Annotated in this window: 18 protein-coding genes; 4 read left to right on the top strand and 14 right to left on the bottom strand. The window is 62.4% G+C overall.

Features of this window, described 5'->3' with window-relative positions; translation table 11 throughout:
• Positions 1–4: 4 nt before the first annotated feature.
• From aauR to HU738_RS14910, 6 genes are all read right to left on the bottom strand, one after another.
• Positions 5–1,333 carry a two-component response regulator AauR gene (gene aauR / locus HU738_RS14885; protein ID WP_176506020.1) on the bottom strand — a complete coding sequence of 443 codons (1,329 nt, stop codon included), beginning with the start codon at positions 1,331–1,333 and terminating at the stop codon, positions 5–7.
• Entirely contained in the window at positions 1,330–3,234 is a 1,905-nt protein-coding gene (gene aauS, locus HU738_RS14890) for a two-component sensor histidine kinase AauS (RefSeq protein ID WP_054885877.1), read from the bottom strand. Before aauS ends, aauR begins: the two co-directional genes overlap by 4 nt.
• Positions 3,235–3,303: 69 nt before the next feature.
• The gene (locus tag HU738_RS14895; protein WP_003258023.1) at positions 3,304–4,038 is read right to left on the bottom strand and encodes an amino acid ABC transporter ATP-binding protein; all 735 of its coding nucleotides are present in this window, start codon (positions 4,036–4,038) and stop codon (positions 3,304–3,306) included.
• Entirely contained in the window at positions 4,035–4,706 is a 672-nt protein-coding gene (locus HU738_RS14900; RefSeq protein WP_054885876.1) for an amino acid ABC transporter permease, read from the bottom strand. Before HU738_RS14900 ends, HU738_RS14895 begins: the two co-directional genes overlap by 4 nt.
• Entirely contained in the window at positions 4,707–5,453 is a 747-nt protein-coding gene (locus tag HU738_RS14905) for an amino acid ABC transporter permease (RefSeq protein WP_176506021.1), read from the bottom strand.
• A 145-nt stretch (positions 5,454–5,598) separates the two neighbouring features.
• Positions 5,599–6,516 (bottom strand): glutamate/aspartate ABC transporter substrate-binding protein, encoded by a 918-nt coding sequence (locus tag HU738_RS14910; RefSeq protein WP_186601352.1) that lies wholly within the window; start codon positions 6,514–6,516, stop codon positions 5,599–5,601.
• Between the two features lie 357 nt (positions 6,517–6,873).
• On the opposite strand from HU738_RS14910, the gene HU738_RS14915 reads away from it, so the two are divergent.
• Positions 6,874–11,010 (top strand): NEL-type E3 ubiquitin ligase domain-containing protein, encoded by a 4,137-nt coding sequence (locus HU738_RS14915; protein ID WP_367616170.1) that lies wholly within the window; start codon positions 6,874–6,876, stop codon positions 11,008–11,010.
• 21 nt (positions 11,011–11,031) lie between these two features.
• On the opposite strand, the gene glpD is transcribed toward HU738_RS14915, so the two are convergent.
• From glpD to HU738_RS14935, 4 genes are all read right to left on the bottom strand, one after another.
• Positions 11,032–12,558, bottom strand: a complete 1,527-nt coding sequence (gene glpD / locus HU738_RS14920; RefSeq protein WP_186601354.1) for a glycerol-3-phosphate dehydrogenase — start codon at positions 12,556–12,558, stop codon at positions 11,032–11,034.
• 251 nt (positions 12,559–12,809) lie between these two features.
• On the bottom strand, positions 12,810–13,565 hold the full coding sequence (gene glpR / locus HU738_RS14925; RefSeq protein ID WP_054885872.1) for a DNA-binding transcriptional repressor GlpR: 756 nt from the start codon (positions 13,563–13,565) through the stop codon (positions 12,810–12,812).
• Positions 13,566–13,666: 101 nt separating this feature from the next.
• Positions 13,667–15,166, bottom strand: a complete 1,500-nt coding sequence (glpK, locus tag HU738_RS14930) for a glycerol kinase GlpK (protein WP_176506025.1) — start codon at positions 15,164–15,166, stop codon at positions 13,667–13,669.
• A 42-nt stretch (positions 15,167–15,208) separates the two neighbouring features.
• A complete protein-coding gene (locus HU738_RS14935) occupies positions 15,209–16,060 on the bottom strand; it encodes an MIP/aquaporin family protein (RefSeq protein ID WP_176506026.1) in 852 nt (283 codons plus the stop codon).
• A 302-nt stretch (positions 16,061–16,362) separates the two neighbouring features.
• Between HU738_RS14935 and ybaK the strand changes: the two genes are divergently transcribed.
• Positions 16,363–16,833 (top strand): Cys-tRNA(Pro) deacylase, encoded by a 471-nt coding sequence (gene ybaK / locus HU738_RS14940; RefSeq protein ID WP_054885869.1) that lies wholly within the window; start codon positions 16,363–16,365, stop codon positions 16,831–16,833.
• 37 nt (positions 16,834–16,870) lie between these two features.
• Here ybaK and HU738_RS14945 read toward each other — a convergent pair whose 3' ends face one another.
• Entirely contained in the window at positions 16,871–17,980 is a 1,110-nt protein-coding gene (locus HU738_RS14945) for an ABC transporter ATP-binding protein (protein ID WP_054885868.1), read from the bottom strand.
• Positions 17,977–18,897: an ornithine carbamoyltransferase gene (gene argF / locus HU738_RS14950; RefSeq protein WP_186601355.1), complete on the bottom strand. Its 921-nt coding sequence runs from the start codon at positions 18,895–18,897 to the stop codon at positions 17,977–17,979. Before argF ends, HU738_RS14945 begins: the two co-directional genes overlap by 4 nt.
• Positions 18,898–19,281: 384 nt before the next feature.
• Between argF and HU738_RS14955 the strand changes: the two genes are divergently transcribed.
• A complete protein-coding gene (locus HU738_RS14955; RefSeq protein WP_186601356.1) occupies positions 19,282–21,390 on the top strand; it encodes a molybdopterin oxidoreductase family protein in 2,109 nt (702 codons plus the stop codon).
• Between the two features lie 91 nt (positions 21,391–21,481).
• Positions 21,482–21,817, top strand: a complete 336-nt coding sequence (grxD, locus tag HU738_RS14960; protein WP_054885865.1) for a Grx4 family monothiol glutaredoxin — start codon at positions 21,482–21,484, stop codon at positions 21,815–21,817.
• A gap of 58 nt (positions 21,818–21,875) precedes the next feature.
• On the opposite strand, the gene bfr is transcribed toward grxD, so the two are convergent.
• Together bfr and HU738_RS14970 are read right to left on the bottom strand one after the other, a co-directional pair.
• A complete protein-coding gene (bfr, locus tag HU738_RS14965; RefSeq protein WP_176506029.1) occupies positions 21,876–22,349 on the bottom strand; it encodes a bacterioferritin in 474 nt (157 codons plus the stop codon).
• Between the two features lie 201 nt (positions 22,350–22,550).
• Positions 22,551–22,772: a bacterioferritin-associated ferredoxin gene (locus tag HU738_RS14970; RefSeq protein WP_054885863.1), complete on the bottom strand. Its 222-nt coding sequence runs from the start codon at positions 22,770–22,772 to the stop codon at positions 22,551–22,553.
• Positions 22,773–22,944 lie beyond the last annotated feature (172 nt).

A 22,944-nucleotide genomic window follows, 5' to 3' on the forward strand; every position in this document is an offset into this window, starting at 1 on the left:
GTCGTCAGCCGAGCCCGTACTTCTTGACCTTGTCGAACAGCGTGGTCTTGGCCATGCCCAGCTCCTGGCTGGCCTGGCTGAGGTTGCCACCGGTGCGCTGCAGGGCGTCACTGAGCAGGTTGCGTTCGAACGCTTCCACCGCCTCGGCAAAGCCAAGCCCTTGGCTGGCGCCGCCGCTCGGGCCTTTCTTGAAGGCTGGCAGCCCAAGGGCATAGCGCTCGGCCACGTTGCGCAACTCGCGCACGTTGCCCGGCCAGTCATGGGCCATCAAGCGCGACAGGGTCTGGCTGTCCAGCGTCGGTGCTTCGCGGTCGAATCGCAGCGCCGACTGCTGCAGGAAGTGCTCGAACAGTTGCAGGATGTCTTCCCGACGTTCGCGCAGCGGCGGCAGCTCCAGGGTGACCACGTTCAAGCGGTAATAGAGGTCGCTACGGAACTGCCCGGTCTGCCCGAGGGCGTCGAGGTCGGATTTGGTGGCTGCAATCACCCGGCAATCCACCGCGATGCTCTGGTTCGAGCCCAGGCGCTCCAGGGTGCGTTCCTGCAGTACGCGCAGCAGCTTGATCTGCAGGTTGATCGGCATGCTCTCGACCTCGTCGAGGAACAGCGTGCCGCCATTGGCGTGTTCGATCTTGCCGATGCGGCGCTTGCCGGCACCGGTGAAGGCGTTGGCTTCGTGGCCGAAGATCTCGCTTTCGAACAGGTTTTCCGGCAGGCCGCCGCAGTTCAGCGCCACGAACGGCTGGCCCTGGCGCCGGCTGAAATCGTGCAGGCAGCGGGCGACCAGCTCCTTGCCGGTGCCGGTTTCCCCCTCGATCAGCACGTTGGCCGATGTATCGGCGACGTTGGCGATCAGCTCGCGCAGGTGTTCCATCGCAGGCGAGCGGCCGATGATGCGCCCCTCCAGGCTGCTCTGCTCGGCCAGTTGCCGGCGCAGGGCCACCACTTCGCGGGACAGCCCGCGCTGCTCCAGCGCGCGGCGCACCACATCGACCAGACGCTCGGGGGAGAACGGCTTCTCCATGAAATCGTAGGCGCCGTTGCGCATGGCACCAACCGCCATGTCGATATCACCGTGGCCGGTGATCAGCACCACCGGCAGGCTGCGGTCGCGGGCCTTGAGGCGGTTGAGCAGCTCCAGGCCATCGATGCCTGGCAGGCGGATATCGCTGACGACGATGCCGGCAAAATCATCGCCGATGCGCTCCAGGGCCTGTTCAGCACTGCCGACACCCTCGCAGGCAATGTCCTCCAGGGCCAATGCCTGCTGGCAGCCGAGCAGCACATGCGGGTCGTCTTCGACGATCAGAACGGTAAGTGGCGCTTGGTTCATGGTTGCTCTGCCGATTCGCTGGGGGGCGTGACCAAAGGCAGGGCGAGGACGAAGGCCGTGCCGCCGGTGGCGGGGTGCTCGACGTTCAGGCTGCCCTTGGCAGCGGCGGCAAGGCTCGCCGACAAGGTCAGCCCCAGGCCCAGGCCATGTTCGCCCGGTTTGGTGGTGAAGAAAGGTTCGAACAGGTGCTTGCGGGTTTCGGCATCGATGCCGTGGCCGTTATCGCGTACCCGCAGGCGATACTTGTCGCCTTGCAGCTCGCCTTCGAGCCACAGCTCGGGCAGTGGCTGGGTGGCCATGGCGTCAAGGGCGTTGCCGATCAGGTTGACCAGGATCTGCTCAAGGCGGGTCTGGTCGATGGCCAGTTGCTGGTCGTCGAACTGGTGGTGCAACTGCAGGTTGCAGCCCGTGATGCGGTCGTTCAGTACCTGCAAGGACGCCTCCACGGCCTTGGCCAGCGAAGCCTGGCCACTGTCGTCACCGCGCCGGGCGAACGAGCGCAGGCTGGCCGTGATGCGGCCCATGCGGTCGATCAAGCCGTTCATGGTGCGCAGGTTGGTGCTGGCGGTGTCCAGTGCACCCCGCTCGAGAAAGCGCACGGTGTTGCCAGACAGGGTCCGCAGCGCCGCCAGAGGCTGGTTGAGTTCGTGGGCGATGCTGGTGGACATCTGCCCGATCGCCGCCAGCTTGCCGGCCTGGACCAGTTCGTCCTGGGCATGGCGCAGGGTCTGTTCGGCATGCCGGCGTTCGCGGATCTGGCCCTTGAGCCGTTCGTTGCTGGCGCGCAGGTCGGCGGTGCGGTCGGCGATGCGCCGCTCCAGCTGGCTGTTGGCTTCTTCCAGTGCCTCGCGGGCGGCCAGGCGTGTGGCAACGACCTTGCGCCGTTCGTTCCAGGCGATGCCGAGGATGGTCAGCAGGGCGAAGGCCACGCCGACCAGGATACCCTGCACCATGGACTCGCGGCGCAGGTCCTGCAGCGGGGTGAGCAGGGTGAAGTGCCAGGGCGTATCGGCCAGGCGCCGGGTCTGGGCCAGGTAGCTCACTTCATGGGGCTTGCCTTGGGCCGTTTCGGCGTTGGCCGGGAAGGTCAGCTTCTCCACGCCATCGGCCAGGGTCTCCCGCGCCAATGGCTGCAGCTCGTTCAGCGGCCACCAGTAATACTGCAGGCTGCGCGCCAGGCGCTCCTTGATTTGCGGAGTCAGCGGGCGCACCGACTTCAAGCGCCGGGCTGGGTCGCTGGAAAGAATGATGATGCCGTTCTCGTCGCTGACGAAGGCTTCCAGGCGGGCCCGCTGCCAGCGCTCTTCCAGGGTATCCAGGCGCACCTTGATCACCGCCACGCCGATGATCTTGCCGTGTTCTTCCAGGCCGTGAGCAAGGTAATAGCCAGCCTCGCCGGTGGTGCTGCCGATCCCGTAGAAGCGGCCCGGTTCGCCACGCACGGCGCTCTGGAAATAGGCCCGGAACGACAGGTCTTCACCGAGGAACGAGTCGGCGTCGCGCCAGTTGCTGCTGGCCTGTACACGGCCGTTGGTGTCGAGCACGAAGATCGCCCGGCTGCGGCTGCGGCGGTTCAGGCCTTCGAGGTATTCGTTGACGGTCTGCCGGTTGGCGCCATCAGGGTCGGTGAGCAGCTGCGAGACGCTGTCTTCCAGCTCCAGCAGGCTCGGCAGGTAGGTGTACTTGCTGATTTCGCTCTCGACCGTTCGCGCATGCAGCTCCAGCGCACGTTCGCCGCTTTCGCTCAAGGTGCGGATGCCATTGCTTTCGCTGATCAGGAAGCCGGCCATGCCCAGTCCGACCATCAGCAGGATGATCAGGGGCGGCAGCAGCAATTGGCGAATCAGGCGGGATTTCACGGCGGGCTTGGCAGGGAGAAGAAGCGAAGGGTCGCATTTCATCACAGTGGCCTTGTCACGGCCAGCACCCGCTGCCGGGCGAACCCGGGCAGCGGTGCCGTTGTTGCCGAATCAGTGTTGCAGGATCTTGCTGAGGAAGTGCTGGGTGCGTTCGTGGCGAGCGCTCGGGTTGCCGAAGAAGTCTTCCTTCTGGCAGTCCTCGATGATGTTGCCCTTGTCCATGAAGATCACCCGGTTGGCCACTTTGCGGGCGAAGCCCATTTCGTGGGTCACGCACATCATGGTCATGCCTTCGTGGGCCAGCTCGACCATCACGTCCAGTACTTCGTTGACCATCTCCGGGTCCAGCGCCGAGGTCGGTTCGTCGAACAGCATGACGATCGGGTCCATCGACAGCGCGCGGGCAATGGCCACGCGCTGCTGCTGGCCGCCAGACAGCTGGCCGGGGTGCTTCTTGGCGTGGGCGCCGAGGCCGACGCGGTCGAGCAGGGCCAGGCCCTTCTTGGTCGCTTCCGCCTCGCTGCGGCCGAGCACCTTGCGCTGGGCGATGGTCAGGTTCTCGGTGATGCTCAGGTGCGGGAACAGCTCGAAGTGCTGGAACACCATGCCCACCCGCGAACGCAGCTTGGGCAGGTTGGTCTTGGGATCGGCGATCGAAGTGCCGTCGACCACGATGTCGCCCTTCTGGAACGGCTCCAGCGCATTGACGCACTTGATCAGGGTCGATTTGCCCGAGCCCGAGGGACCACAGACCACAACCACTTCACCTTTCTTGACCTCGGTGCTGCAGTCGGTCAGCACCTGGAAGTCGCCGTACCACTTGTTGACGTTCTTGATGGAAATCATACGGTGATCCTTTTTTGCAGGCGCTTGACCAGCCACGAAGCGGAGAAGCTGATGACGAAGTACACGACCCCGGCGAAGATCAGGAACTCATGGGAGCGCCCGATGATGTCGCCGTTGGAGCGTGCCGAGTTGAGGAAGTCCACCAGGCCCACGGTGTACACCAGCGAGGTGTCCTGGAACAGGATGATGCTCTGCTGCAGCAGCAGCGGGGTCATCTTGCGGAAGGCCTGGGGCAGGATGATCAGGCGCATGGTCTGGCCGTAGGTCATGCCCAGGGCCTGGGCTGCGCCCATCTGGCCCTTGGAGATCGACTGCACGCCGGCGCGGACGATTTCGCAGAAGTAGGCGGCCTCGAACATCATGAACGCCACCACGCACGAGGTGAACGCACCCACCGGGGTGTCCTCGCCGGTGATCCAGCGCAGCACGAACGGCACCGCCAGGTAGAACCAGGTGATCACCAGCAGCAGCGGGATCGAACGGAAGTAGTTGACGTAGGCACCGGCCACACGCGACAGCAGCTTGCTCGACGACAGGCGCATCAGTGCGAGGATGGTACCCAGCACGATACCGCCGACCACACCCATGACCATCAGTTGCAGGGTCATCAGCATGCCGTCCCAGAGGGCCGGCAGGGCGGGGATGATTTCGCTGAAATCCATGTCCATTTACTTGCCCCCCACGGAGATCAGGCCAGGCACGGCGACTTTCTTCTCGACCATGCGCATCAGCAGCATCAGGCCCATGTTCAGGGTGAAGTAGATCAGCGTGGCCAGGGTGAAGGCCTCGAACAGGTTGGCCGAGAATTCGGCGGTCTGCTTGGTCTGCGCCAGCAGCTCCATCAGGCCGATCAACGAGGCCACCGAGGAGTTCTTGAACACGTTCAGGAATTCCGAGGTGAGCGGCGGAATGATGATCCGGTAGGCCTGCGGCAGCAGCACGTTGTTGTAGATCTGCGGCAGGCTGAAGCCCATGGCGCGGGCGGCGGCTTCCTGGCCGCGCGGCAGCGCCTGGATGCCGGTGCGTACCTGTTCGCAGACGCGGGCGGCAGTGAACAGGCCCAGGCAGATGACCACGCTGATCAGTGCCGAGGTGGTCGGGTTGAGGTCTTGCTTGAACCATTCCTGCAGGCCTTCGGGCAGCAGGTCCGGCACCAGGAAGTACCAGATGAACAGCTGCACCAGCAGCGGCACGTTGCGGAACAGCTCCACGTAGGCGGTGGCGATGCCCGATACCAGACGGTTCGGCACGGTACGCATGACACCGAGGACCGACCCCAGCAGCAGTGCGATGACCCAGGCGGAGATGGCGATGGCGATGGTCCAGCCCAGACCGGTGATGTACCAGTCCAGATAGGTCTCGCTGCCCACGCCGGTGGACTTGAAGAACACGCCCCAGTCCCAGTTGTAATTCATCGGGATTTCCCCTCAGACGGTTGTTTCACGGGCACCTTCGAGCATCCGGGGGCGCTGGGCGCCCTCGGATGAAAGGTTAGACACTAATGGGTGGCCTGCAGGATTGATTCGCGCTAGCGAGCAGCAGGCCACGAACTGCTGAGGATCAGGACTTCTTCTCGTCGGCGGCCTTGTCGGTCGGCTCGGCGATCAGTTTCTTCAGCTCGTCGCTCATCTGGAAGTTCAGGTTGAGGCCCTTTGGCGGGATCGGCTGAGTGAACCACTTGTCGTAGCTCTTGTTGACTTCGCCCGATTTGAAGTACGCGACGATGGCGTCATCGACCGCTTTCTTGAAGGCCGGGTCATCCTTGCGCACCATGCAGCCGTAGATTTCGTACGACTGCGGGGTACCGGTAATGACCCAGTCCTTTGGATTGCGCGCCTTGGCCATCTCACCGGCGAGCAGGGCGTCGTCCATCATGAAGGCCACGGCGCGGCCGCTTTCGAGCATGTTGAAGGCTTCACCGTGGTCCTTCGCGGAAATCACGTTCATCTTCATCTGCTTGTCGGCGTTCATGGCCTTGAGCAGGCGCTCGGAGGTGGTACCGGCGGTAGTCACCACGTTCTTGCCGGCCAGGTCCGGGAAGTCCTTGTAGGAAGGCTGACCGTCCTTGACCTTGGTCAGCAGGCGGGTGCCGACTTCGAAGATGCCGACCGAGAAGCCGACTTGCTGCTGGCGCTCGACGTTGTTGGTGGTGGAGCCGCACTCAAGGTCGACGGTGCCGTTCTGCACCAGCGGGATGCGGGTCTGGGAAGTAACGAGGTTGTACTTGACCTTGATGTCGGTACCCAGTTGTTTTTTCAGGGCATCGACCACGGCCAGCTGGATGTCGTGGGAGTAGCCCACGGGCGTTTGACCGCCGGCCAGATAGGAAAATGGAATCGAAGAGTCGCGGTGGCCCAGGGTGATGGTGCCCGAGTCCTTGATCTTCTTCAGGGTGCCGGTCAGTTCTTCGGCCATAACTGGCGAAGCGATGATCGCGGCGGCGATGGTTGCGCCCAACAGATGACGAACGATGCGCATCAAATTTTCCTCGACGTGTTTGTTTTTTTTATGGAGCCGTTGGCGGACTCTTTCGTTCAACGAATACCGCTAGAAGCGATTGCATTCGGCTACCAAGTGTAGAGCATGAGTCGTGCCAAGCTCTGGGACCGATCATAACGCCCTGTGTTTACAGGATGGCAATGGCTGTGGGCACTATTTGCCACCCGGTTGCGCATGCGGATTTCCGAATGAATGGGCATGGGCTGTTCGGAAATCCGAATGGGTGGGCGGGTTCGCCATAGCTGGGTTTGCAGGCCCATGCGCTGGCATTGGATACCACCTGGCCGCTAAAGGGCGATGCTCTCATGGCGCTTTCCTTCCCTGGAGAGCGCAATCGTGAATGGCACTGCTATTTTTCCCAATGGCTCGGTCGACCACCTGATCGCCCGCCAATTGCCGTCCTGGCTGACAGGCGCCGCAACCGAACATCGTGATGGGTATCAACGGGCGTTGCTGGCCCAGCAGGCGGCGGCTGATCGCCTGCAGCAGGTGCTGCGACAGATACCTGCCCTTGACGATTTTGCGCTGGTGCAGCTCAGGCAGGCATTGCAACTGGCCGGAGCGGATCATGTCGAACCTCGGTATTGCTTTGTGGATATCAAAGAACAATTCGAGCTGCCTTCGGCATCGAAATCGCACCGGCCAACGATCACCTATCGCTCGCGGCAGACCTTGCTTGCCGCGGCCCTGCATAACTTCGATGAGGACGAAACCAGGTCCTGGCTCTTGCGTGAGGCCCAGCTGACAAGCGCTAACGGTGAAGTGCTGGACCTGTCCTTCAGGCGCTACGCCAAGTTGTGCCGTGACCTTGATATCGGTGCGAAGTACCAGGCGTTGCTCAGGAAAGTGCTGAAGCCCGCACCACCCCGGGGGCAGCCTGTAGACACCAATCACAACGTTGTAGAGAAGCGCTTTGCGGACAGCTTGCGCACCCGCATGCGTGCGTCGGTCTATGCATCGCGGATCAAGGGGCTGATCGATGAAGCGGATCTGCAGCGCTTGCTGGGTTTGCTCGACAGTGAGGCAGGCGTGTCAACCGCGGGAGCCCACTGGACGGCCTGCCAGCTCTACCTGTTGGGTAAACCGATGGTCGGCGTGGTGGCTTTGGAGTACCGGCCAGTGGCGGGTGGCGAGCTTGACGAGGTGACCTTGTGGATCCCGGGCGACCCCGTTCGGGAATTGCAGTCTCACGACACCTGGGCTGCCGCCTATGATGCTTTGGCAGTGCAGTTGCGTGATCCGGCCTACCGCGCCTTCTTCCACCGTTTCGTCAAGGCAGAAGACCTGCATGATTTTGCCCGGCACTTTGCTGATGCCGTGAAAAGAGCGGGGGCTCATGCGCCGCCGCAACTGGATGGGCGCAGTTTCGCCCTGGAGCGAGACCTGTTTGCTTTCCTAGGGGCCGAGCAGGTCCAGAAGCTCTTCGCCGATGCAGCGTTCATGGCGGTGCCCAAGGATATCGAGGATCGTAAGCGCCGGCATGAGCGTTTGAACCGCATGCTCAATGCCGGGCTGGATCTGCTCAACATGGCGGCGTTCTTTGTGCCCGTGGTTGGCGAGCTCATGTTGGCGGTGAATGCCGCGCAGTTGCTGGATGAAGTCTACGAGGGCTATGAAGCCTGGCGCTTGGGCGACCGGGCAGCGGCAGTCGACCACCTCTTCAGTGTCGCCGGGAGCGTGGCGCTGGGTGTCGCCAGCGCCGGTGTGATCCACGCCGTGCGGCAAGCGCCTTTCATCGACCAGCTGGTGCCTCAAGTGATGGACCACGGTGGCGTGAGGCTCCGCAAAGGCCAGACTGCAGCCCAGTTCGAGAGTGTCCCGTCGTCCCTGTTGCAGGGGCTGGATGCCGATCGCTTCGCGGATATGCTCTCGACAGAGGCCAGTACGCTGATGCGCGTGACCGGCCTTGGGCCTGAGCAGATGCGGCGTCTGTGCGTCGAGGGCGCGCCTGTTCCAGCGCGCCTGCTGGACATGCACGCACGGCTGAAACTGCACGCCAGCGAGCCGCTGCTCAACGGCACAGCGTTCGAGCAGCAGCTTGCCAGCCTGCGCCAGGTGCCCAGCGCAGACCAGACCTTGCTCATCCGCGCGTTCAAAGGGCTTACCCCGGACGCTGCGCAGGAAATCATCGAACACACCAGCAGCGAGCAACTGCAGGCTCTGCGCAGTACGCAGCGGCCGCCGTTGAGCATGGCGGAGCGGGCACGTCGCTATCTGCGTGAAAATCGGCTCGACAAGGCCGGGCTGGGCATAGCCCTGGGCGGGCTGGCCAACACCGACACTGAGCGCCTGGTGCTGGGCCTGGTCGATCACCATGTGCCATGGCCCGCTTCGGTTCGCGTGGAACTGCGCGCCGGCAAACTGGATGGGCTGCTGCTGTTCGCCAGCCGCAACAACCAGGCTTCGCAGGTCCGCACCCTCATCAGGCATGAGCGGGGCTACGCCATGGCCGAGGCAGCGGGGGAGCCGCCGACGACCTTGCTGCAGGCCGTGTTGCGCTGCCTGGACGGGCAACAGAAAACGGCACTGGGGCATCCGTCGCTGCAGGTCGTGCAGTTACGTGACTGGTTGCTTGAAACCCTCGCCGCGCAACGTGAGTTGTCTGCCAAGCTAGTCGGGCTGGCGCCGGAAGGTCATCGTGTGCGTCCACCGCGGCGGTTCGCCGACGGGCGACTGGGCTACCGGCTCAATGGCGCCAGCGGTGAAAGCAGCCAGCAGGCAATCCGGCGCGGCATCCATCAGATATTCCCCACGCTCAGCGAGCTGCAACTCGATGCCTACCTGAATGCCGTGCGCCAGCGAGGCGAAAGCTTGTGGGATCATTACACGACGCTGCAGCGTCAACTGAATGAGCTGCGCGATGTGCTGCAGCAATGGCAATCCGATTGGCAAAACCCCATCGATGCCATTCGCCGCCGGCGCGTCGCTGATACCCTGCGACGAAGCTGGCGGCGCAAGCTGGTCGATGACAACGACCATTATGAACTGCGCATCGATGGCGAGCGCGTCGCTCAGTTGCCGACCTTGCCGCCGGGCATCAGCTTCGTCCACGTACAGCGCCTGGCCTTGCGCAACATGCAGCTGCAGCGCATCGATGCGGCATTCCTGCGCCTGTTTCCCAACCTGGTCGAACTCGACCTCAGCGGCAACCACCTCACCCAGCTCCCCGAGGGCATCGAGCATCTTTCCCGGCTGCGCAGGCTCGACCTGGGCAATAACCAGATCGTCCTGGATGACGCCGGCAGCCAGCGGCTGGCCGGCCTGCGCCGCCTGTACAGCCTTAACCTCAGCTTCAATCTGCTTGGCGACGCTCCAGGTCTGTCGGCATTGCACCATGTACGGGAAATCAGCTTGCGTGGCACTGGCCAGGTCGACCTGGGCAGGGTCATCGAGAACCTGCCATTGCTGGCGCATGCCGATCTGCGTGACAACCGCATCAGCGAGCTGCACCAGGAGGTGCGAGGGCTGCGCCAACGTCTGAGGCAGCTGAACCTGCACGACAATCCTTTGGATGAACGCAGTGCAGCACTTCATGATGAGGCCCACGGCGTCACCGATAGCCGAGCCAGGGGCGGTGCGGCCTATGTTCATGCAGCGGTCACCGCCGATACCCGTACCACCTGGGTGGGCCGCCAGGAGCCGGGGCTGCGTGCACAACGTGAAGCCACCTGGGACCGTTTGCGAGAAGAGCCGGGTTCCGCGGGGCTGTTCACGTTTCTCGCCGACTTCGCCGAAAGCGAAGACTTCGAAGCGCAGCCGCGCCACTATCGGCGTCGAGTGTGGCGGCTGCTGAACGCTTGCGAAAGCAATGAGGTGCTGCGCGAACAGGTCTTTCGCGAGGCCGAAGCGCCGCGCAGTTGTGAGGACCGTCTATTGATCATGCTCAACCAGATGGAGGTGGCGATCCTCGTTCATGAGGGTATCGACGGCGTGCCCGTGGCAGTGCGCGCCAGCCGTTTGCTGCGCCTGGGCAGGCAACTGCATCGTCTGGACCTGCTCGATACGATTGCGACGCGGCATGTTAACAGGTTGCGTGCGGCATCCGTGGTGAGGGTCGACGAGATCGAGATACGTTTGTACTACCGTACACGGCTTGCCGGGGCGCTTGATCTGCCGGTTGCTCCAGACGAGATGCACTATGAGGCATTTGCCCGCGTCACGCCGGCCGATCTGGCGCAGGCACAGCTGGAAGTGGTGCGTTCGGATACCGATATCGGCATGCTGGATGCGCTGGCACGGCGACCTTTCTGGCAGGCCTACCTGCGCGAGACCTATCCAGAACGTTTCGAAAGCTTTCACGCTCCCTTCCATGAGCGGCTGGAGGCGCTTGAAACAACGGCCAGGGAGGCGCAGGAAGGCGCGTACGTCGAGCAGGTGGGAAGCCTGATGCGCGAGCATGAAACCGAAGAGGCGGCCATGATCCGCAACCTGACCACCGAGGTATGGGCGAATGCCCGAGGGTCTCGTGACTGAGGGCCACGAGACCGCTGCGCATCAGGCGGCCTGCTCGTGGCCGGACTGCTGCAGGTAATGCTTCAATGCCTGCTGTTCGCCCTCGCTGGTGAACAGCCCGAGCTTGGTGCGACGCCAAAGGATATCTTCGGCGTCGCATGCCCATTCCTGACGGCGCAGATAATCCACTTCGCGGCCGAACAACCCACCGCCAATGGCCTGACCCAACTGTTCCGGGCCCTGTACGCCGTCGAGCAGTTGCCATACGCGAGACCCATAGGTCAGCACCCAGCGTTTGGCGATGTCCACCGGCAACCAGCCATGGCGCGCCAGTACCGCATCGAGCAGCGCCTGCACGGTAGTCATGTCCTCACCGCCTGGCAGTGGCGCGTTGGCCGTCCAGCTGCCGCCCATGTGCGGGAAGTGCGGCTTCAGCTCGGCCATTGCCGATTCGGCCAGCTTGCGGTAAGTGGTCAGCTTGCCACCGAATACCGACAGCAGCGGTGCCTGGCCGGCGCTGGCCGACAGCGCCAAGGTGTAGTCGCGGGTCACGGCGGACGGGTTGTCCGATTCGTCGTTGCACAGCGGGCGAACCCCGGAATAGGTGTGCACGATATCGCCGCGAACCAGTTGATGGTTGAAATGGGTGTTGACTACCTTGAGCAGGTAGTCGGTCTCCTGCTCGGTAATTGCCACCTTGGCCGGATCACCGCTGTATTCGCGGTCGGTGGTACCAATCAGGGTGAAACGCTCGAGGTAAGGAATGCAGAAGACGATGCGTTGGTCTTCATTCTGCAGGATGTAGGCATGTTCGCCTTCGTACAGGCGCGGCACGATCAGGTGGCTGCCCTGGATCAGGCGGATGCCATAAGGCGCTTCGAGCTTGAGATCGTCCTTGATGAAGCTGGCGACCCATGGCCCGGCCGCGTTGACCAGCGCCCGGGCACGCAGGGTCTGCAAGCTGCCATCGGCGTGCTGCAGCTCCACCTGCCAGAGACCGTCCACGCGCTCGGCGCGCAGGCAGCGGGTGCGGGTGTGGATGTGTGCGCCGTTTTCACGGGCGCTCATGGCATTGAGCACCACCAGACGGGCATCGTCCACGGCGCAGTCGGCATATTCGAATCCGCGGGTGATTGCCGGCTTGAGCGGGTAGCCCGGGCCGAAGCGCAGGCTGCGCGAGGCACCCAGGCGCTTGCGCTTGCCCAGGTGGTCGTAAAGGAACAGGCCGGCCCGGATCATCCAGGCCGGGCGCAGGTGCGGGCGGTGCGGCAGCACGAAGCGCATTGGCTTCACAATGTGCGGGGCTTTGGCCAGCAGCACTTCACGTTCGGCCAGCGCTTCGCGCACCAGGCGGAATTCGTAGTGCTCCAGGTAGCGCAGGCCACCGTGGATCAGCTTGCTGCTGGCCGAGGAGGTGTGCTGGGCCAGGTCGTCCTTCTCGCAGAGGAACACCTTGAGGCCTCGGCCGGCAGCGTCGGCAGCGATGCCCACGCCATTGATGCCACCGCCGATCACGACGAGGTCATAGCAGTCGGCAGGTGGAAGCTGGGACGAAACGGGCTGGGACACGGGCAAGGCCTCCTGGGCTGTTCACATCGAATATGAACATTAATGTTCGTTTCCGAAAATACTAGCGCAACATGAAGCCGGTCGCCAGTCAGTCCTTATAGAAAAAACTGATCAGATGACAAGAAAGTGAACATTTACGAAAATTCTGGGTGATCGGTTTGAGGTATTTTGCGTCTGCAAGACCGAGCGCCGCGCGGGCGGCGCTCGATCTTACAGGCGCTAAAAGGCTTATGGCATGCGCCCAGAGGCCCTCACACCACCTCAAGCCGAATCTTGTACTGGTTCAGCAATTGAGTGAGGGCAGGCGCAGGTGCCTGGTCGGTCACCAGGCAGTCGACCAGGCTGATCGACCCCAGGCGCACCATGGCGTTGCGCCCGAACTTGCTGGAGTCGGCGGCCAGCACGACCTGGCGGGCATTGGCGATGATCGCCTGGGAAACCCGTACTTCCTGATAATCGAAATCGAGCAGGCTACCGTCCTCATCGATGCCGCTGATGCCGACCAGGGCGAAATCAACCTTGAACTGGTTGATGAAGTCGACGCTGGCCTGGCCCACCACGCCGCCATCACGACGGACAGTGCCGCCGGCTACCAGCACCTCGAAGTCATCCTTGGCGGCGAGAATCGCGGCCACATGCAGGTTGTTGGTGATGACTTTGAGGTGGTTGTGGTTGAGCAATGCCCGGGCAATCGATTCGGTGGTGGTGCCGATGTTGATGAACAATGAGGCATGGTCGGGAATCTGCCGCGCCACCGCTTCGGCGATGCGTTGTTTTTCATCGCGCATCTGGTCGGCGCGCATGGCATAGGCGGTGTTCTCGATGCTCGAATCATAGGCCGCACCGCCATGGTAGCGGCGCAGCAGGTTGAGTTCGGCGAGCTGGTTGATGTCGCGGCGGATGGTTTGCGGTGTGACGACGAACAGCTGCGCCATTTCTTCGATACTGACGTAGCCGCGATCGCGCACCAGTTCGAGGATTTGTTGTTGGCGTGGGTGCAGATTCATGGGCGGTCCTTTGGGGCTGCCGAGCAAATTCTGCAATGATGCCGTAGGAAGGGGATGACGGCCAGTAGACCAGTGGGGCCGCGTGGCGGCCCCGGCCTGATTTACGCTTCGTGATCTTCCCAGTCACGGGTGCGCTCGACGGCTTTCTTCCAGCCGGCGTACAGCTTTTCTTTGGCGGCCTCGTCCAGCTGCGGGCTGAACTCGCGCTCGATGATCGCCTTGTCGCGCAGTTCGTCCAGGCCGCTCCAGAAGCCACAGGCCAGGCCAGCCAGGTAGGCGGCGCCGAGGGCGGTGGTTTCGCGCATTTTCGGGCGCTCGACGCAGGTACCGAGGATGTCGGCCTGGAACTGCATGAGGAAGTTGTTGGCCACTGCGCCACCGTCCACGCGTAGTTCCGACAGGCGCTGGCCGCAGTCCTGCTGCATGGCGTCGAGCACGTCGCGCGTCTGGTAGGCAATCGACTCCAGCGCGGCGCGAATGATGTGGTCGACCTTCACGCCACGGGTCAGGCCAAACAGCGCGCCGCGGGCATACGGGTCCCAATAGGGCGCGCCGAGACCGGTGAACGCAGGCACCAGGTACACACCGTTGCTGTCCTTGACCTTGCTGGCGAAGTATTCGGTGTCCAGCGCATCGTTGACGATTTTCAGCTCGTCACGCAGCCACTGCACGGTGGAACCACCGTTGAAGACCGCGCCTTCCAGGGCATAGGCCACCTCGCCACGCGGGCCGCAGGCGATGGTGGTGAGCAGGCCGTGGGAAGACTTCACGGCCTGGTTGCCGGTGTTCATCAACAGGAAACAGCCGGTGCCGTAGGTGTTCTTGGCCTGGCCTGGCTCCACGCACATCTGGCCGAACAGCGCCGACTGCTGGTCGCCGGCGATACCGGCGATGGCGATGCCGCTCTTGGTGTGGCCGTACACTTCCGACGAGGGGCGAACTTCGGGCAGCATCTGCCGCGGGATGCCGAGGATTTCCAGCAGCTTTTGGTCCCACTGCAGGCTGTGGATGTTGAACATCAGCGTACGCGAAGCGTTGGTGTAGTCGGTGACATGCACCTTGCCGCCGGAGAACTTCCAGATCAGCCAGGTATCGATGGTGCCGAACAGCAGTTCGCCGCGCTCGGCGCGTTCGCGGGCACCTTCGACGTTATCGAGGATCCACTTCAGCTTGGTGCCGGAGAAGTACGGGTCAGTGACCAGGCCGGTGGTCTCGCGGATGTAGTCTTCATGGCCATCTCGCTTGAGCTGGGCACAGATCTCGGTACTGCGGCGGCATTGCCAGACGATCGCGTTGTATACCGGTCGGCCGGTTTCCTTGTCCCACACCACGGTGGTTTCACGCTGATTGGTAATCCCCAGCGCGGCCACCTGGGCATGGCTGATACCGGCCTGGGCCAGGGCCTCGACCATGGTCGCGCTCTGGGTGGCGAAGATCTCCATCGGATCGTGCTCGACCCAGCCGGCATGCGGGTAATGCTGGGCGAACTCGCGCTGCGAGGTACCGACCACGTTGGCATCGCGGTCGAAGATGATCGCTCGCGAGCTGGTGGTGCCCTGGTCCAGGGCGATGATGTAGTTCTTATCCTGGGTGTCTGTCATGGTCGTAGGCCTTGCATAAAAGAGGAGTTCAGGGCGCCAGCATCAGTTGGCTTGAGTATCGCCCTGGCGATTGTCGGTTGTCTCGGCGCTTGCGCCTTGCGCCGTCGGCAGGTTGCGGGCGATAAGGCCGCGGTAGGCAGCGGCACCCAGGCAAGCGCCGAGGATCGGTGCGAACACCGGAACCAGGAAATAGGGAATGTCCCGACCGCCAGTGAAGGCGATTTCGCCCCAGCCAGCCAGGAAGGTCATCAACTTGGGCCCAAAATCGCGGGCCGGGTTCATCGCAAAGCCGGTCAGCGGGCCCATGGCGCTGCCAATCACGGCGATCAGCAGGCCGATCAGCAGAGGCGCCATGGCGCCGCGCGGCAGGCCATTGTTGTCGTCGGTCAGGGCCATGATCACGGCCATCAGGATCGCCGTGATCACCACCTCGACCAGAAATGCCTGGCCAGTGGACAGTGATGGGTGCGGATAGGTCGAGAATACCGAGGCCAGTTCGAGGCTCTGGGTGCTGCCACGTAACAGGGCGTGGGCCTGTTCGAAATCGAAGAACAGGTTGCTGTAGAGCGTGTAAACGAGCGCGGCGCCACAGAATGCGCCGCAGACCTGGGCAAGCGCGTAGAACGGCAGCTTGCGCTTGTCGAAGCCGGCAAACAGGGTGAGCGCGATGCTCACGGCCGGGTTCAGGTGCGCGCCGGAAATGCCCGCGGTGAGGTAGATCGCCATGCTTACGCCGACGCCCCAGATGATGCTGATTTCCCACAGGCCGAAGCTGGCGCCGGCGACCTTGAGGGCGGCGACGCAACCCGTGCCGAAGAAGATCAGCAAGGCGGTGCCGAGAAACTCGGCCAGGCATTGGCTGGATAGAGTGGGTTCGCGTAGTGCAGTCGTCATGTATGACCTCGTTGTTTTTGTTGTGAGGCGCAAAGCGCTCGACAGCAAAGCCTGATGTCTATCCCCATTGACCTCAGGCGGGTGTTAAGAAGCGCACCTTAAAAGTGCACCATTTATTCAGAAACGAAAAAATATAGACAAGAAACGCTGATGTCAAAGGTCGAAAGTGAACGGGTAGTCACGTTTTGCTCGCCTGTTTCAAGGGCTGAAGCCCGTCGTAGACGGCCGCGTCAGCCGTTGGCTGGCTGGGATGCAGGATTTGCCCTAAAGTAGCCGCGACCTGTCCCGGACCGGAGCAATGCATGACCCCCGCACTCGACCTGTTGAAAAAAGCCCGCGCCGAACATCGCGTGCACAGCTATGAGCATGACCCCAAGTCGGCGTCCTATGGGCTGGAGGCGGCGGAAAAGCTCGGCCTTGAACCGCAGCAGGTGTTCAAGACCTTGCTCGCGAGCAGCGAGAAGGGCGAGTTGCTGGTGGCGGTGGTGCCGGTGGTCGGGACGCTGGACCTCAAGGCGCTGGCCCATGCGGCTGGCGTGAAGAAGTGCGAAATGGCAGACCCGGCTGTGGCCCAGCGGGCTACCGGTTACCTGGTGGGTGGGATCAGCCCCTTGGGGCAGAAGAAGCGGCTGCGCACCTTCATCGATGATTCGGCGCAGGATTTTGCCACCATCCATGTCAGCGCCGGACGGCGGGGGCTGGAGGTCGAGTTGGCGGCGGCGGTGCTGGCCGAGCATACCCAGGGTGCATTCGCCGCCATCGGTAAGGTTTGAAACCATTGGGGCCGCACCGCGGCCCCGGGTTCTGCAATCAGGTCGCCGAGCTGTAGCGGCGAACCCCATTCTCCTGGCGCGCCGACTGCGTCGCGACGCTGCCCGGCACGGGGAACAGCACCAGGTGATCGGCCTTCACCGCGATACCTACGTCCTCACCCACCTGGTGGTCGATGTGGCTCGGGAAGATCGCTTCGAGCTGGCTGCCAGTGGGCAATTGCAAACGGTACAACGTCGAGGCACCCAGGAAGCTCTTGCCGACGATGTTGGCCTGCAGTGCGCTGCCTGGCGCCGGCACGATGTCATCAGGGCGCAGCAGCACATCCACCGAGCTGCCCGGCGCCATGCTGTAGGCGCGGTTGCCACGCAGCTCGCCCAATTCGGTATTGACCGCTTCATGGCTGCTCATCTGGCCACGGATGAAGTAGCCCTGGCCGACGAAACTGGCCACGAACGGCGTCTGTGGTTCGTGATACAGGTTGTACGGCGTATCCCATTGTTCGAGCCGGCCTTCCTTGAACACACCGACGTGATCGCTCACGGCAAACGCTTCTTCCTGGTCATGGGTCACCAGAATCGCACTGGTGCCGCGGCTCTTGAGGATGTCGCGCACTTCGTGGCTGAGGCGCCGGCGCAGTTCCACGTCGAGGTTGGAGAACGGTTCGTCGAGCAACAACAGCTGTGGCTCCGGTGCCAGGGCACGCGCCAGGGCGACACGCTGTTGCTGGCCACCCGACAGCTCATGCGGGTAGCGCCCGCCAAGGCCGGCGAGCTTGACCAGTTCGAGCATCTCTTCGATCACCTGCGCCTGGTTCGGGTGCTTGGCGATGCCGAAGGCGATGTTCTGCGCCACGGTCAGGTGCGGGAACAGGGCGTAGTCCTGGAACACCATGCCGATCCGGCGTTTTTCCGGAGCCAGCGTGAAGCCAGCGCGGGAAATCACCTCGCCGGCCAACTGTATTTCACCCTCGTGCACCGGCTCGAAGCCGGCGATGGCACGCAGGGTGGTGGTCTTGCCGCAACCCGATGAACCCAGCAGGCAACCGATGTCGCCTGCGTTCAAATGCAGGTTGAGGTTCTGGACGATGCGCTGCTCGCCGTAGCCACAGGCGAGGTTGCGCAGGTTGAGCAGTAGGGGTTGACTCATGCGTGGTGGTAAGCCGGTTCGACAAGGAATTCGAGGAGGGCCTTCTGTGCATGCAAGCGGTTCTCAGCCTGATCCCAGGCGACCGAACGAGGGTCGTCGAGCAGGTCATGGCTGATTTCCTCGCCCCGGTGGGCGGGCAGGCAGTGCATGAACAGGGCGTCGGGTGCCGCCAGGTCGAGCAATGCGCGGGTGACCTGGTAAGGCGCGAAATGCGCCAGGCGCCGTGCAGTTTCCTCTTCCTGGCCCATGGAAGTCCAGACATCCGTGGTCACCAGGTGCGCACCGCGCACGGCTTCCTGCGGATCGCGGACAATCTGCACCTGATCGCCACCCAGGGCCATGAAGCGCGGATCGGGCTCGTAGCCCTCCGGGCAGGCGATGCGCAGCTGGAAGTCGAACTGCCTGGCCGCCTCGATGTACGAGTTGCACATGTTGAAACCGTCGCCGATCCAGGCCACGGTCTTGCCCTGGATCGAGCCGCGGTGCTCGAAGAAGGTCTGCATGTCGGCCAGCAACTGGCACGGGTGCGACTCGTCGGACAAGGCGTTGATCACCGGCACGCGGGATTTGGCAGCGAATTCGGTCAGGGTGCTGTGGGCGTGGGTACGGATCATCACCACGTCGAGCATGCTCGACAGCACGATGGCGCTGTCGCCGATCGGTTCGCCACGGCCCAGCTGGGTGTCGCGCGGCGAGAGGAAGATGGCCTGGCCACCCAGCTGGATCATGCCTGCTTCGAACGACACACGGGTACGGGTCGAGGACTTCTCGAAGATCATGCCCAGCACGCGATTCTTCAAGGGCTCGAACAGCACGCCTCGCTTGCGCAGGTCCTTCAGCTCGATGCCTCGGCGGATCACACCGAGCAATTCGTCGGTGGTGAAATCCAGCAGGGAGAGAAAGTGCCTAGCGCTCATGATTGACTACCTTATCTGCAACGGTATGCAGGTCGACCGTATGGTTTTTTTTGACAACGGGGGTGACCTGCGGCGTAAGCCGCACGGGGCGGACGAAATGGGGAAAGGCGCAATACTATAATTAAATGTCGCCTGAAACCAAGAGGGGGAAACAGCAGAGGGTGCTTGACAGGTTACAAAGGGTGTCATCCCCCTTGAGCCAGTGCTGTTTTTTATTTGCTACAGAAGGTTGTACACGGCTTGCTGGCAATTTGGCAAATGGCTGTCGCGAATCGTACGCCTGATGTCGCGGGATTCACGCCGCGAAGCACGCTGGCCGGGGCGAGTGCTGCGGCGCATAGTCGTTGCTCAACCAGCCCTTACACCACCAAGGCAGAAGCGGCCATGACCAAGACCCTGCATCACCGTGCCTGTCACCTGTGCGAAGCGATCTGCGGCCTGAACATTGAAGTCAGCCATGAACAAGACGGGCAGGCGCTGATCAGCTCGATCAAGGGGGACCCGCAAGACCCATTCAGCCGGGGCCACATCTGCCCCAAGGCAGTGGCCCTGCAGGATATCCAGAACGACCCGGACCGCCTGCGCCAGCCTCACCGGCGGGTCGGGAGCGAGTGGCAGCCGATTGGCTGGGATGAAGCTTTCGCCTTGGCCGCCGACAGGTTGTGGGCGGTCCAGCAGGCCCACGGGCGCAATGCTGTGGCGGTCTATCAGGGCAACCCCAGCGTGCACAACTATGGGCTGATGACCCACAGCAATTACTTCCTCGGCCTGCTCAAGACCCGCAACCGCTTCTCTGCCACCTCGGTCGACCAGTTGCCACAGCATCTGATCAGCCATCTGATGTATGGCCACGGCCTGCTGTTGCCCATACCGGATATCGACCATACCGACTTCATGCTGATCCTTGGTGGCAACCCGCTGGCCTCCAATGGCAGCATCATGACCGTGCCCGACGTGGAAAAACGCCTGAAAGCCCTGCGTGGTCGAGGGGGGCGCCTGGTAGTGGTCGATCCCCGCCGTAGCGAAACCGCTGCCATGGCCGACTTGCATCTGTTCATCCGGCCCGGCGGCGATGCTGCCTTGCTCTGTGGCCTGCTCAACACCTTGTTCGATGAAGGGCTCACGCGCGGCTCGCATTTGCCGGTCAGCGGCCTGCAGCCGGTACGCGAAGCGATTGCGCCGTTTAGCGCAGAAGCGATGAGCGCACACTGTGGCATCGCCGCCAGTCAGATACGTCAATTGGCGCGGGACTTTGCCGCTGCGGACAAGGCGGTCTGCTATGGCCGCATGGGGGTCTCGACCCAGGCGTTCGGCACGTTGTGCCACTGGCTGGTGCAGATGATCAACCTGGTGACCGGCAACCTCGACCGAGAGGGTGGAGCGCTGTGCACCGAGCCTGCGGTCGATCTGGTGGCGGCCACCTCAGGTGGCCATTTCAATGCCTGGCAGAGCCGCGTCTCGGGTTTGCCGGAGTACGCGGGCGAGCTGCCCGTGGCGGCCTTGGCCGAGGAGATGCTGACCCCGGGGGAGGGTCAGGTGCGCGCCCTGGTGACGGTCGCCGGCAATCCGGTGCTGTCCACCCCCAATGGCCGGCAGCTGGATGCGGCGCTGGAAGGCCTCGAGTTCATGCTCAGCATCGACCTCTACATCAATGAAACTACCCGTCACGCCGACCTGATCCTGCCGTCGACCTCAGCGCTGGAAAACGACCATTACGACAGCACCTTCAACCTGCTGGCCGTGCGCAACGTGACCCGTTTCAATCGCGCCATCCTGGCCAAGCCGGCAGGTGCCTTGCATGACTGGGAGATTTTCGTCGGCCTCGCCCAGGCCTTCGCCAAGCGCGCAGAACTGGAACTGAAACCGACCTGGCCGCCAGCGCAGATGATCGATCTGGCCCTGCGCAAGGGGCGCTATGGCGAGGCCAGCGCCTGGAACCTGTCGCTGCAGGCGCTGGAGCAATACCCCCACGGGCTTGACCTGGGACCGCTGCGCGCCAACCTGGCGAGGCGCCTGGCAACCGCCAGCAAAGCCGTCGAGGCGGCGCCGCAGGTGCTGCTGGATGACCTGCAGCGGTTGGCCTCGCAGGCGCCTCCTGCGCCGGGCGAATTGCTGCTGATCGGTCGACGCCATGTGCGCAGCAACAATTCGTGGATGCACAACTATCATCGCTTGGTCAAAGGCAAGCCGCGTCATCAACTGCTGATGCACCCCCACGACATGCATGACCGGCAATTGCAGGATGGCCAGCGGGTGCGTATCCGTTCGCGCACTGGCCTGCTGGAAGTCGAGGTGCAGGCCTGTGAAGACATGATGCCCGGGGTGGTCAGCCTGCCCCATGGTTTCGGTCATGGTCGCCAGGGCGTTCAGTTGCAGGTCGCCCAGGCACAAGCCGGTGTGAGCGCCAATGACCTGACGGACGAGCGCCTGCGTGACGCGGTTTCCGGCAATGCTGCGCTCAATGGCGTGCCCGTGCAGGTCGAGGCTGCCTGAGCAACGGTAAGGCCGAGCACGCTGCTCGGCTTTCCGATACAATGCCTCACCGTGCCGACGATCGCGTCGGAAAGTTCAGCCGAGGTGCTACATGGATATCATCGAAACGATCAAAGAGCAGATTGCCAACAACACCGTTCTGCTTTACATGAAAGGCTCGCCGAATGCCCCGCAGTGTGGCTTCTCCGCGCGTGCTTCGCAGGCTGTGATGGGTTGCGGCGAGAAGTTCGCCTACGTCGACATCCTGCAGAACCCGGAAATCCGCGCCAACCTGCCAAAATACGCCAACTGGCCGACTTTCCCGCAACTGTGGGTAGCCGGCGAGCTGGTTGGCGGTAGCGATATCATGCTGGAAATGTTCGAGAAGGGTGAGCTGCAGACCCTGATCAAGGACGCCACCGCCAAGGCCAAGGCTTCCGAAGCCTGATCATCAGGCAGCCATGAAAAAACCCGCTCAGAGCGGGTTTTTTCATGGGGCGGGAATTTTATTCTTCGCCCATTTGCGACTGCAGGTAGTTCTCGATGCCGATCTTGTCGATCAGGCCCAGCTGGGTTTCCAGCCAGTCGATGTGTTCTTCCTCGGACTCGAGGATGTCTTCGAGCAGGTCACGCGAGCCGAAGTCGCCAGCGGTTTCGCAATGGGCGATGGCGGCTTTCAGGTCGACCAGGCCTTTCTGTTCGATCTTCAGGTCGCACTCGAGCATCTCTTTGGTGTGCTCACCGATCAGCAGCTTGCCAAGGTCCTGAACGTTGGGGATGCCTTCGAGGAAAAGAATACGCTTGATCAGTTTGTCAGCGTGTTTCATCTCATCGATGGATTCCTTGTACTCGTGCTTGCCGAGCTTGTTCAGGCCCCAATCTTCATACATGCGCGCGTGCAGGAAGTACTGGTTGATCGCGACCAGCTCGTTTCCGAGGATCTTGTTGAGATGCTGGATGACGCTTACGTCGCCTTTCATGTCGGGTTCCTGCCCTGTAGAAGTGTGCCAATACAGCGAAGTTTGAGCCTGTAACGGGGGGCTGTCAAACCTAAGTGTTTGAATAATAAGTGAAAATTAATAGGAATAAGAATGTTTGTGAACCGCGTTGGAACCCTAACTTATTGATATTCAGGCATAAAAAAACCGGACACGGGGTCCGGTTCTTCGAATTCGGTAATATCAGGCAGCAGTAAATTCCACCGGATAGGGCAGGGCGGCGTGCTGGCTCACCTGCAATTCGGTGAGGGTCTCACGGACCACCTCTTTGGCCAGGCAGGCGCATTTGCCACACTGGCTGGCGACGTTGGTCGCTGCACGGACTTCCTTGTAACTGCAGCATCCTTCATAGATCGCATCGCGGATCTGTCCGTCGGTGACGCCGACACAAAGACACACATACATAAGGGCTGACCATCGCGGGTTGAGTCGATGGGTTGGAGCTTAATGTTAATGAGAATGCTTGTCAAAGGACTTTCTGAAAGGGCCGTGCTTGAGCGACCGACGGTTGCATTCGGCCTGTCACTGGAAGCCGTGTATGATGGTCAGCCTTTGTTGGATGTCGGGCAAGCCTGCC

The organism is Pseudomonas vlassakiae, from assembly GCF_014269035.2.
Classification (GTDB): Bacteria; Pseudomonadota; Gammaproteobacteria; order Pseudomonadales; family Pseudomonadaceae; genus Aquipseudomonas; species Aquipseudomonas vlassakiae.